Origin of the sequence: Flavobacterium sp. B183, from assembly GCF_023539155.1 — a bacterium.
Taxonomy (GTDB): domain Bacteria; phylum Bacteroidota; class Bacteroidia; order Flavobacteriales; family Flavobacteriaceae; genus Flavobacterium; species Flavobacterium tructae.
Window position 1 is genome coordinate 1,830,672 of the sequence record NZ_CP097434.1, and the last position, 14,819, is coordinate 1,845,490.

The window sequence follows — 14,819 nt, forward strand, 5'->3', positions numbered from 1 at the left end:
CAGATAATTAAATAAAAAAAGCGCAACATTGTTGCGCTTTTTTTATTGATTTTTTGTCACTATATTCTTTAAAACAGTAATATATGTACAATATGCCTGCCAATTTTTACCACTTCGTTATCAAATAGTCATTTTTTTTGTAGTCAAAAGTGTATTATGGTCTGTTGAAAAACGTCATTCATCGTTAATCTGAGTAGTTTATCGAAAAATATAGCTGATAGCCAGTTGATTGCATATTTTCGCGGCTCCAAAAACTACTAATTTAACCGAAAGACATTTTGTGTCTTGAACCTATAATACCTATGGTCCAAACGCTGCCCTTTTTTGATAAAGCTTTTAAAAAGCACTTTCTAAGACTTCAAAAAACCATTTCCATTATTTTATCGTATCTGTTTTGTGTGCTGAATACCACGGTTGTTTTCTCAGCATCTGATATTTCCATTTCTAAATTCCCCATTGTTTATGTATAACTTTACTTTTAGCAAGTTTAATTTTTTAAAACAAATCTTTTTTGTTTTGTTCTTTGGACTAGTGTCATTACCTGCTTTTTCACAAGTTTGTGGAACACCTGGAGGAGATGGACCTGTTACCGTATCAAGTTCTGTAAATACTTATTTTCCTATTTCGGGAAATATAACACTGAATGCAGGAACTCAATCGATAGTTTTAGGAGGAGTACCTCCCACAGATCAGTATTCTAATAATTTCGGAACAACTGCGATATCAGTAGGAGATCTGATTTTGATTATTCAAATGCAGGATGCTACGATAGATTATACGAATACAACAAGTTATGGTTCCGGAACGTCAAATAGCGGTCCTGATGCTTTAGGAGGTACCGGATTTACATCTTTGGGTAACACCGGAGTTTTTGAATATGTTATCGCAACTAATAATGTCCCACTGACTGGTGGGAATTTAACGTTTAAAGGAACGGGTGCCAATGGTGGAACCCTGAATAGTTTTTATAATGCAGATGCTACAACGACAAGAGGAAAAAGAACTTTTCAGATTGTAAGAGTACCTCAATATTCCAATTTAACCCTTACTTCTTCTATAACAACACCTCCTTTTAATGGTGTTGCAGGAGGAGTTATTGCTTTTAATGTTTCCGGTACATTCAATTTTGCCGGATTTTCTATTGATGGAAATGCCCGCGGTTTTAGAGGAGGTTATAGCCCTATAGCAGTATCTAATCTTAATAATTCTACAACTTATGTGGGATTATCAAGTAATAATACAATTTCAGGAAAAGGAGAAGGAATAGCCGGAACACCCCGTTATATGTGGGATGGATTTAATCAGGTTGATAATGGAGTAGAAGGAATGCCTGGAGGATCTGCAGGAAGAGGAGCCCCTGCTAACGCTGGTGGAGGTGGTAATGACCACAACTCCGGAGGTGGAGGTGGAGGTAATGGCGGATTCGGTGGCTTAGGTGGTGCCGGATGGCAAGGTGGAGGCGGTGATGTTCTTCCATTAACAGGAGGAGGAAGACCGGGTTTCAGATCTTATCTTACTGCAACTGCCTTTCCAAGATTAGTTATGGGAGGTGGTGGTGGTGCCGGAGATGCCAATAATGCCTCAACAGGTGTTAAAGGTGGTGTCGGTGGTGCCATAATTCTTATTAATGCAGGTACCGTTCAGGGAACAGGTAACATTTATGCCAATGGAGGAAAAGGAGCACCAGGTGCTTTTTCAGGCTCACCCGATGGAGCAGGTGGTGGTGGTGCCGGAGGAACAGTATTATTGAATATCTCAAATAGTAGTACCGCTACGATCAGAATAGAAGCAGCAGGAGGAGCAGGAGGAAATACTGAAAATGATAATAATAATTCACACGGACCTGGTGGTGGTGGTGGTGGTGGAATAATCAGACACAACCTTACCGGTACTGTAACCTTAACTACTACTGTAGTTGGAGGTAGCTCAGGAAGGTCTAATGCCGGTGCGGGAATTAGAAATGGTGCGGTAGATGGAACAGCAGGTAGTGCGTCAACTTTTACAGCACAGGATGTACCGCCAAATTTGCAGGTAAATTCTAATTGTTTCCCTGTTTTAGAAACAAAAGTAAAAGCACTTTCAACTGCATCAGCCTGTAATTCGATTGGAGAAAAAGTTTCTTATGAAATTCAGATCAAAAATACAGGAGTAGGGAATGCTGCAGGAGTATTTTTAGATTTTCTTTTTCCAACAGGCATCGAGTTCGACTCCGCTACAGCGACTTATTCAGCAGAAGCAACAGGACCTTCAGGTGTATTAACAAACACTGCTACGGCAGGTAATCCTGTATTTGGAGGCTTTAATATTGCACAAAATGGAGTGGTTACGATAACCTTAACAGGAAAAGTAGCGGCATCTATGGCGGCAGGAACTTACAGTTCTAGTGCGCAGGCTTTGTATCTTGATCCAACACGTACAACCGCTAATCCGAATAGAAGAATAACAGCATTTACAAATGCTTATGGTTCTGCTAATAAAACCTATGAAGGAGCCAGTCAGGCAAATGTTCCCGGTACAAACTTTAAAGGTAGTGCAGAAACGGTAGATGATATTACAATTTTGGCGTTGCCGGCAACCCCAACAGCTACTGTAACACAAGGGAATTGTTTTACACCAACAGGAACAATAACAGTAAACACTCCTGCTCCGGGAGCGGGAATAAGTTATACTCTAAGAGGAACAAATCCGGTAACGGCGCCAGTAAATAATACATCAGGTGTTTTCTCCGGTTTAGTACCGAACAGCTATGTATTGACTACAACTAATGCTCAGGGATGTACTTCGGCTCCGACTGCAAGTATGACAATCAATCCGGTTGCTGGAGCACCAACAACGACAGGAGTTTCTATTTGTCAAGGAGGTAGCGGGGCATTAACGGCTACTTCTACATGTTCAAATTCGGGGACTATACAATGGTACACATCGTCTGTAAGTTTAACACCAATATTTACAGGTTCTTCTTTTAATCCTGTAGGTGTTGCGGGCTCAGGTTTGACCAATACAAATACGCCGGGGACCACAACATATTATGCAGCTTGTCCGGGACTTGGAAGCTGTAGAACTGCTACAAATTTTGTGATCAATGCAATACCAACAATAACAACAACAACACCTGCTTCGCGATGTGATGCAGGATCAGTAACATTAGGCGCTACAGCTTCTTCAGGAACTATTAATTGGTATGCTGCTGCGACCGGTGGTACATCATTAGCGACCGGAACGAGTTTTATCACACCAAATTTATCAACAACTACCACTTATTATGTAGATGCTACAGGAAATGGGTGTACTACAGGAACAAGAACGGCAGTTGTAGCAACAATAAATACAAGACCAACAATAGATTCAACAACACAAGACTCCAGATGTGGTGCAGGAACATTAACATTAAATGCAACAGCATCGGCAGGAGCAACTATTAACTGGTATGCGGCTTCAACAGGCGGTACATCATTAAAAACAGGAGCGAGTTATACTACACCAAGTTTATCAACTACCACAACTTATTATGTAGAGGCTACTTCACCAGAAGGTTGTACTTCGGCATCAAGAGTTGCAGTTGCAGCAGTTGTAAACACAGCTTCTACGATTGTATTTACCAGTGGTACACAAAACCCGACAATTTGTAACGGAACAGCTATTCCTAGCACGATTTATACTTTTGGTGGAAGCGCAACCAATGCTGTTGCCTCAAACTTGCCGGCTGGTTTATCAGCTTCTGTTGATTCCAGTGCAAAAACAATCACGATTTCTGGAACACCAACTGCGAGTGGTACTTATACGATAACAACAGTTGGTCATACAGCACCTTGTACGGCAGCGACAATAAATGGAATTGTAACGATTACTACTGCATCAAATGCCGGTACATTATCAGGGAATCAAACTATTTGTGTTGCCGGAACGACTACATTCACATCAAATGGAAATACGGGCGGAAGCTGGTCAAGCAGTGCAACGGGAGTTGCTACAGTAAATAGCTCAACAGGCGTTGTTACCGGAGTTTCAGCCGGAACCGCTACAATCACTTATACTGTAACAGGAACAGGAGGTTGTTCCAATGCAACTGCAACGAGAACGGTAACGGTAACCGCTGGACCAAATGCCGGTACATTATCAGGAACTCAAACGATTTGTGTTGCCGGAACGACTACATTCACATCCAACGGAACTATAGGCGGAAGCTGGTCAAGCAGTGATACCGCAATTGCAACAGTAAATAACTCAACAGGTGTTATCACTGGAGTTTCAGCCGGAACTGCAACAATCACCTACACCGTAACAGGAACAGGAGGTTGTGCCAATGCAACTGCAACGAGAACGGTAACGGTAACTGCTGCACCAAATGCTGGTACCTTATCAGGGAATCAAAATATCTGTGTTGCGGGAACGACTACATTCACATCAAACGGAACTACAGGCGGAAGCTGGTCAAGCAGTGCAACGGGAGTTGCTACAGTTGATGCTTCTGGCGTTATCACCGGAGTTTCAGCCGGAACTGCAACAATCACTTATACCGTAACAGGAACAGGAGGTTGTGCTAATGCAACTGTAACGAGAACGGTAACGGTAACCGCTGCACCAAATGCAGGTACATTATCAGGAACTCAAACTATTTGTGTTGCTGGAACGACTACATTCACATCAAATGGAACTACAGGTGGAAGCTGGTCAAGCAGTGATACCGCAATTGCAACAGTAAATAACTCAACAGGTGTTATCACCGGAGTTTCAGCCGGAACTGCAACGATCACCTACACCGTAACAGGAACAGGAGGTTGCGCCAATGCAACTGCAACGAGAACGGTAACGGTAACTGCTGCACCAAATGCTGGTACATTATCAGGGAATCAAAATATCTGTGTTGCGGGAACGACTACATTCACATCAAACGGAACTACAGGGGGAAGCTGGTCAAGCAGTGATACCGCAATTGCAACAGTAAATAACTCAACAGGTGTTATCACCGGAGTTTCAGCCGGAACTGCAACGATCACCTACACGGTAACAGGAACAGGAGGTTGTGCCAATGCAACTGCAACGAGAACGGTAACGGTAACCGCTGCACCAAATGCTGGTACATTATCAGGAACTCAAACCATTTGTGTTGCCGGAACGACAACATTCACGTCAAACGGAACTACAGGCGGAAGCTGGTCAAGCAGTGATACCGCAATTGCAACAGTAAATAACTCAACAGGTGTTATCACCGGAGTTTCAGCCGGAACTGCAACGATCACCTACACCGTAACAGGAACAGGAGGTTGTGCTAATGCAACTTCAACGAGAACGGTAACGGTAACTGCTGCACCAAATGCTGGTACATTATCAGGGAATCAAACTATCTGTGTTGCGGGAACGACTACATTCACATCAAACGGAACTACAGGGGGAAGCTGGTCAAGCAGTGATACCGCAATTGCAACAGTAAATAACTCAACAGGTGTTATCACCGGAGTTTCAGCCGGAACTGCAACGATCACCTACACCGTAACAGGAACAGGAGGTTGTGCTAATGCAACTTCAACGAGAACGGTAACGGTAACTGCTGCACCAAATGCTGGTACATTATCAGGGAATCAAACTATCTGTGTTGCGGGAACGACTACATTCACGTCAAACGGAACTACAGGTGGAAGCTGGTCAAGCAGTGCAACGGGAGTTGCTACAGTTGATGCTTCTGGCGTTATTACCGGAGTTTCAGCCGGAACTGCAACGATCACCTACACCGTAACAGGAACAGGAGGTTGTGCTAATGCAACTGCAACGAGAACGGTAACGGTAACTGCTGCACCAAATGCTGGTACATTATCAGGGAATCAAACTATCTGTGTTGCCGGAACGACAACATTTACATCAAATGGAAATACAGGAGGAAGCTGGTCAAGCAGTGCAACGGGAGTTGCAACAGTAAATAGCTCAACAGGCGTTGTTACCGGAGTTTCAGCCGGAACTGCAACGATCACCTACACTGTAACAGGAACAGGAGGTTGTGCCAATGCAACTGCAACGAGAACGGTAACGGTAACCGCTGCGCCAAATGCTGGTACATTATCAGGAATTCAAACGATTTGTGTTGCCGGAACGACTACATTCACATCAAATGGAAATACGGGCGGAAGCTGGTCAAGCAGTGCAACGGGAGTTGCTACAGTTGATGCTTCTGGCGTTGTTACCGGAGTTTCAGCCGGAACTGCTACGATCACTTATACTGTAACAGGAACAGGAGGTTGTGCCAATGCAACTTCAACGAGAACGGTAACGGTAACTGCTGCACCAAATGCAGGTACATTATCAGGGAATCAAACTATTTGTGTTGCCGGAACGACAACATTCACTTCAAACGGAACTACAGGCGGAAGCTGGTCAAGCAATGCAACGGGAGTTGCTACAGTAAATAGCTCAACAGGCGTTGTTACCGGAGTTTCAGCCGGAACTGCAACGATTACTTATACCGTAACAGGAACAGGAGGTTGTGCCAATGCAACTGCAACGAGAACGGTAACGGTAACTGCTGCACCAAATGCAGGGACTTTATCAGGGAATCAAACGATCTGTGTTGCCGGAACGACAACATTTACATCAAACGGAACAACGGGCGGAAGCTGGTCAAGCAGTGATACCGCAATTGCAACAGTAAATAATTCAACAGGTGCTATCACAGGAGTTTCAGCCGGAACTGCAACGATCACCTACACCGTAACAGGAACAGGAGGCTGTGCCAATGCAACTGTAACGAGAACGGTAACGGTAACCGCTGCACCAAATGCCGGTACATTATCAGGAACTCAAACTATTTGTGTTGCGGGAACGACAACATTCACATCAAATGGAACTACAGGCGGAAGCTGGTCAAGCAGTGATACTGCAATTGCAACAGTAAATAACTCAACAGGCGTTATCACCGGAGTTTCAGCCGGAACGGCAACGATTACTTATACTGTAACAGGAACAGGAGGTTGTGCCAATGCAACTGCAACGAGAACGGTAACGGTAACTGCTGCACCAAATGCTGGTACATTATCAGGGAATCAAAATATCTGTGTTGCGGGAACGACTACATTCACATCAAACGGAACTACAGGCGGAAGCTGGTCAAGCAGTGATACCGCAATTGCAACAGTAAATAACTCAACAGGTGTTATCACCGGAGTTTCAGCCGGAACTGCAACGATCACCTACACGGTAACAGGAACAGGAGGTTGTGCCAATGCAACTGCAACGAGAACGGTAACGGTAACCGCTGCACCAAATGCTGGTATATTATCAGGAACTCAAACCATTTGTGTTGCCGGAACGACAACATTCACGTCAAACGGAACTACAGGTGGAAGCTGGTCAAGCAGTGCAACGGGAGTTGCTACAGTTGATGCTTCTGGCGTTATTACCGGAGTTTCAGCCGGAACTGCAACGATCACCTACACCGTAACAGGAACAGGAGGTTGTGCTAATGCAACTTCAACGAGAACGGTAACGGTAACCGCTGCACCAAATGCTGGTACATTATCAGGCACTCAAACTATTTGTGTTGCCGGAACGACAACATTCACATCAAATGGAACTACAGGCGGAAGCTGGTCAAGCAGTGATACCGCAATTGCAACAGTAAATAACTCAACAGGTGCTATTACTGGAGTTTCAGCTGGAATTGCAACAATCACCTACACCGTAACAGGAACAGGAGGTTGTGCCAATGCAACTTCAACGAGAACTGTAACGGTAACCGCTGCACCAAATGCAGGGACTTTATCAGGAAATCAAACTATTTGTGTTGCGGGAACGACTACATTCACATCAAACGGAACTACAGGCGGAAGCTGGTCAAGCAGTGATACCGCAATTGCTACTGTTGATGCTTCAGGAGTAGTTACAGGAAAAGCAACTGGAACCGCTACGATCACTTATACGGTAACAGGAACAGGAGGTTGTGCTAATGCAACAGCTACCAGAACCGTAACGATGAGTGACACTGAAAAACCAACAATCACTTGTCCTTCAAATGTTACTGCTGTAGCCGATGCTAATTCATGTACAGCAACCGGCGTTGTTTTAGGAACACCAACTACAAGCGATAACTGCTCAGGAGCAGTAACGGTAACTAACGACGCGCCATCAAGCTTCCCAATCGGAATCACTACGGTAACGTGGACGGCTACTGATGCTGCTGGTAATACTCAAACTTGTACGCAAACGGTAACAGTAAACGATACTCAAAAACCAACAATTACTTGTCCTGCGAATGTTACTGCTGTAGCCGATGTTAATTCATGTACAGCAACCGGAGTTGTTTTAGGCACTCCAGTGGCTTCAGACAATTGCTCAGGAACAGTAACGGTAACTAACGACGCACCATCAAGCTTCCCAATCGGAACCACTACGGTAACGTGGACAGCTACTGATGCTGCAGGTAATACTCAGACGTGTACGCAAACCGTAACAGTAAACGATACTCAAAAACCAACAATCACTTGTCCTGCGAATGTAACAGCTGTAGCCGATGCTAATTCATGTACAGCAACCGGAGTTGTTTTAGGAACACCAGTGACTTCAGACAATTGCTCAGGAACTGTAACGGTAACTAACGACGCACCATCAAGCTTCCCAATCGGAACCACTACGGTAACCTGGACAGCTACTGATGCTGCAGGTAATACTCAGACTTGTACGCAAACCGTAACAGTAAACGATACACAGAAACCAACAATTACTTGTCCTTCAAATGTTACTGCTGTAGCCGATGCTAATTCATGCGCTGCAACCGGAGTTGTTTTAGGCACTCCAACGACAAGCGATAACTGCTCAGGAACAGTAACGGTAACTAACGACGCACCATCAAGCTTCCCAATCGGAATCACTACGGTAACCTGGACGGCTACCGATGCTGCTGGTAATACTCAGACTTGTACGCAAACGGTAACAGTAAAGGATACGCAAAAACCAACAATTACTTGTCCTTCAAATGTAACTGCTGTAGCCGATGCTAATTCATGTACAGCAACCGGAGTTGTTTTAGGCACTCCAGTGACTTCAGACAATTGTTCAGGAACAGTAACGGTAACTAACGACGCACCATCAAGCTTCCCAATCGGAATCACTACGGTAACGTGGACAGCTACTGATGCTGCTGGTAACACTCAGACATGTACGCAAACGGTAACAGTAAACGATACTCAAAAACCAACAATCACTTGTCCAGCGAATGTTACTGCTGTAGCCGATGCTAATTCATGCACTGCAACCGGCGTTGTTTTAGGCACTCCAACTACAAGCGATAACTGCTCAGGAACAGTAACGGTAACTAACGACGCACCATCAAGCTTCCCAATCGGAACCACTACGGTAACGTGGACAGCTACTGATGCTGCAGGAAATACTCAGACTTGTACGCAAACGGTAACAGTAAATGATACTCAAAAACCAACAATCACTTGTCCTGCGAATGTTACTGCTGTAGCCGATGCTAATGCATGTACAGCAACCGGAGTTGTTTTAGGCACTCCAGTGACTTCAGACAATTGTTCAGGAACAGTAACGGTGACTAACGACGCACCATCAAGCTTCCCAATCGGAATCACTACGGTAACGTGGACGGCTACTGATGCTGCAGGTAATACTCAGACTTGTACGCAAACGGTAACAGTAAATGATACTCAAAAACCAACAATTACTTGTCCTGCGAATGTTACTGCTGTAGCCGATGCTAATTCATGCACTGCAACCGGCGTTGTTTTAGGCACTCCAACTACAAGCGATAACTGCTCAGGAACAGTAACGGTAACTAACGACGCACCATCAAGCTTCCCAATCGGAACCACTACGGTAACGTGGACGGCTACTGATGCTGCAGGTAATACTCAGACTTGTACGCAAACCGTAACAGTAAACGATACGCAGAAACCAACAATCACTTGTCCTGCGAATGTTACTGCTGTAGCTGATGCTAATTCATGTACCGCAACCGGAGTTGTTTTAGGCACTCCAGTGACTTCAGACAATTGTTCAGGAACAGTAACCGTTACTAACGACGCACCATCAAGCTTCCCAATCGGAACCACTACGGTAACCTGGACAGCTACCGATGCTGCAGGTAATACTCAGACTTGTACGCAAACGGTAACAGTAAACGATACTCAAAAACCAACCATCACTTGTCCTTCAAATGTTACTGTTGTAGCCGATGCTAATTCATGTACAGCGACCGGCGTTGTTTTAGGCACTCCAACGACAAGCGATAACTGTTCAGGAACAGTAACGGTTACGAACAATGCACCATCAAGCTTCCCAATCGGAACCACTACGGTAACGTGGACGGCTACTGATGCTGCCGGAAATACTCAGACTTGTACGCAAACGGTAACAGTAAATGATACTCAAAAACCAACAATTACTTGTCCTGCGAATGTTACTGCTGTAGCCGATGCTAATTCATGCACTGCAACCGGCGTTGTTTTAGGCACTCCAACTACAAGCGATAACTGCTCAGGAACAGTAACGGTAACTAACGACGCACCATCAAGCTTCCCAATCGGAACCACTACGGTAACGTGGACAGCTACTGATGCTGCAGGAAATACTCAGACGTGTACGCAAACGGTAACAGTAAACGATACACAAAAACCAACAATTACTTGTCCTTCAAATGTTACTGCTGTAGCCGATGCTAATTCATGCACTGCAACCGGCGTTGTTTTAGGCACTCCAACTACAAGCGATAACTGCTCAGGAACAGTAACCGTTACTAACAATGCACCATCAAGCTTCCCAATCGGAACCACTACGGTAACGTGGACAGCTACTGATGCTGCTGGTAATACGCAGACTTGTACGCAGACGGTGAAAGTAATTGGACCAATCAAAGCTATTGAAGATCGTGTAACATCCTTTAATGGAGTTCTGGGTGGAATTGCAGTTCCAAGTGTTCTGGATAATGACTCTCTGAACTGTAAAAATGTAGTGGCTAATGAAGTTATAATTACTTCGACTACAACTTTACCTTCAAATTTAAGTTTTGATACTAATACAGGAGCCGTTACAGTTCAGCCAAATACGCCAACGGGAACTTACACTTTTGATTATCAAATTTGTGAGGTTGCAAATCCAACAGCAAACTGTGCAACAGCTACAGTTACTATTATTGTGCAAAACCCAATCGTAGCCAACGTTGACAATACCTACCCAGTTCAAACACCGGGTACAACAACAGCAACCACAGTTGGAAACGTAACGATCAACGATACCTTAAACGGACAGCCGGTAACCGCAGCCAATACCAATGTAACCCCAATCAAAACAGGACCATTGAGCATTGACGCCAACGGAGTATTGGCTTTAGATCCAAACACCGTAACAGGAACCTACCAAATCACATACGAAATCTGTGAAGAAGGAGCAACCCCTGCGAACTGTGCTACAGCTACTGCAACTGTTGAAGTTAAAAACCCAATTGTAGCCAACGTTGACAACAGCTACCCAGTTCAAACACCAGGTACAACAACGGCAACTACAATTGGAAACGTAACAGCAAACGACACCCTAAACGGCCAGCCGGTAACCGCCGCCAATACCAATGTAACCCCAATCAAAACAGGACCATTGAGCATTGACGCCAACGGAGTATTGACTTTAGATCCAAACACTGTAACAGGAACCTACCAAATCACTTATGAAATCTGTGAAGAAGGAGCAACCCCTGCCAACTGTGCTACAGCTACGGCCACTGTTGAAGTTAAAAACCCAATCGTAGCCAACGTTGACAATACCTACCCAGTACAAACACCGGGTACAACAACAGCCACCACAATTGGAAACGTAACAGCAAACGACACCCTAAACGGCCAGCCGATAACCGCCGCCAATACCAATGTAACCCCAATCAAAACAGGTCCATTGAGCATTGACGCTAACGGAGTATTGACCTTAGATCCAAACACTGTAACAGGAACTTACCAAATCACTTATGAAATCTGTGAAGACGGTGCGACGCCTGCCAATTGTACTACCGCTACGGCCACTGTTGAAGTTAAAAACCCAATCGTAGCCAACGTTGACAACAGCTACCCAGTTCAAACACCGGGTACAACAACGGCAACCACAGTTGGAAACGTAACAACAAACGACACCCTAAACGGACAGCCGGTAACCGCCGCCAATACCAATGTAACCCCAATTAAAACAGGACCATTGAGCATTGACGCCAACGGAGTACTAACTTTAGATCCAAACACAGTAACAGGAGCTTACCAAATCACTTATGAAATCTGTGAAGAAGGAGCAACCCCTGCTAACTGTACTACTGCTACGGCCACCGTTGAAGTTAAAAACCCAATCGTAGCCAACGTTGACAACAGCTACCCAGTACAAACACCGGGTACAACAACGGCCACTACAGTTGGAAACGTAACAATCAACGATACCTTAAACGGACAGCCGGTAACCGCAGCCAATACCAATGTAACCCCAATCAAAACAGGTCCATTGAGCATTGACGCCAACGGAGTACTAACTTTAGATCCAAACACAGTAACAGGAACCTACCAAATCACCTATGAAATCTGTGAAGAAGGAGCAACCCCTGCCAACTGTGCTACAGCTACTGCAACTGTTGAAGTTAAAAACCCAATCGTAGCCAACGTTGACAACAGCTACCCAGTTCAAACACCGGGTACAACAACGGCCACTACAATTGGAAACGTAACAATCAACGATAACCTAAACGGACAGCCGGTAACCGCCGCCAATACCAATGTAACCCCAATCAAAACAGGACCATTGAGCATTGACGCCAACGGAGTATTGACTTTAGATCCAAATACAGTAACAGGAACCTACCAAATCATTTATGAAATCTGTGAAGAAGGAGCAACCCCTGCGAACTGTGCTACCGCTACGGCCACCGTTGAAGTTAAAAACCCAATCGTAGCCAACGTTGATAACAGCTATCCAGTTCAAACACCAGGTACAACAACGGCCACTACAGTTGGAAACGTAACGATAAACGACACCTTAAACGGCCAGCCGGTAACCGCCGCCAATACCAATGTAACCCCAATCAAAACAGGACCATTGAGCATTGATGCCAACGGAGTACTAACTTTAGATCCAAACACTGTAACAGGAACTTACCAAATCACCTATGAAATCTGTGAAGAAGGAGCAACCCCTGCCAACTGTGCAACAGCTACGGCCACTGTTGAAGTTGGAAAAGCCGTGATTAATGCAGTGACAGAAGAAACCCTTTCGATAAACGGAAGTATTGGCGGAACTACAGCTTCATTGATTACTAATGATACTTTGAATGGAAATCCGGCAGTAATTAAAAATAGTGTTGGAGGAGTAATCTTAAAAGCAATAAATGTTCCAACAGGATTGACTTTAAATGCGGACGGAACGGTAACGGTAAAAGCCGGAACACCGATAGGAAGATACGAAGTTGAATACAGTATTTGTGAATATCTGAATCCTACGAATTGTTCTACTGTAAAAAGTTATGTTCCGGTAACAGGAGCGGTTATAAAAGCGAATAATGATAATGCCGGAACTGTTGACAGTAGTAAAGGACAAAGTTCTCCAACAAGTATTTTTCAGAATGATACTTTAAACGGAGTATTACTGACTCCTTCAAGCGTTATTTTAACGACGATTGTGCCAAATCCGAATTTAACTTTAAAATCTGATGGTAGAATTGAAGTAAAATCCGGAACCCCTTCTGGAACTTATGAATTAACGTATCAAATTTGTGAAGCTTTAAATCCGTCTAATTGCAGTCAGGCAGTGGCGAAGATTACGGTAATTAATGTAGTAGACCCGGATCCTCCGATACCTTTAGTGAAAATTGTAGTTACAAATGATGGAATTGTAAATGTAGACGGTATAAATGGTTCTCTTGAATTCATAAATGTTTTCAACAATGATTTACTGAAAGGTTTACCAATTAATCCTTCGGAAGTTGTATTTACCGATTTGTCGAAAAACCCTTATTTTGAGTTTAATTCAGATGGAACCGTAAATGTGAAACCAAACACACCGGGTGGAACTTATGCCTTAAACTATCAACTTTGTGAAAAGGCCCATCCAACCAATTGTGGTACCGCGACATTAACTGTTTTTGTTGAAGTTCCTGCTATTGCAGTAATTAAAACAGCAGTATTTAATGACGAAAACGGAAGCGGATTTGCAAATGCAGGCGAAACCATTACGTACAGATTTAAAGTAACCAATACCGGAAACGTTCCATTAAAAGGAATCACCATTTCAGATCCTTTACCGGGAGTTGTCGTTTCAGGACAGGCAATTGATTTAGGTGTAAACGAATCTGACGAATATAACTTTAAAGCCATTTATAAAATCACGCAAAGTGATATCAATAAAGGTAGCGTAAGCAATCAGGCAAGCGTTCAGGGACGAAGTGATAAAGGAGTTGTTGTAGATGATATTTCAGATGACGAAAGTATTTTGGAAGATAAACCTACCGTATTGCCTTTAACCGGTTGTGTTATAAAAGTCTTTAATGCGTTTTCACCAAATGGAGATGACAAAAACAGCAGATTCTATATTCAGGGCTTAGAATGTTATCCTAGCAATACAGTTGAAATATACAATCGTTGGGGAGTTCTGGTTTTCGAAAAAGACAACTACAATAATGAAGATCGTGTTTTTAAAGGTTTCTCAGAAGGACGTACTACTATAAAACAATCCGAAGGATTACCGGTAGGAACTTACTTCTACATCTTAAAGTACAAAGACAACGAATCTAATTCGCATGAACAATCAGGTTATTTATATATCAACAAGTAAAAACTATGGCGGCTTGGTAATCCCGG

Annotated in this window: 1 protein-coding gene; it reads left to right on the forward strand. The window is 43.9% G+C overall.

From position 1 onward, the window contains the following. Nucleotides 1-462: 462 nt before the first annotated feature. Nucleotides 463-14,793, forward strand: a complete 14,331-nt coding sequence (locus M4I44_RS08160) for an HYR domain-containing protein (protein WP_249967009.1) — start codon at nucleotides 463-465, stop codon at nucleotides 14,791-14,793. Nucleotides 14,794-14,819 lie beyond the last annotated feature (26 nt).

Bases quoted from the DNA above. Each gene is read 5' to 3' on its own strand.
- M4I44_RS08160 (WP_249967009.1), top strand. From the start codon at position 463: ATGTATAACTTTACTTTTAGCAAGTTTAATTTTTTAAAACAAATCTTT.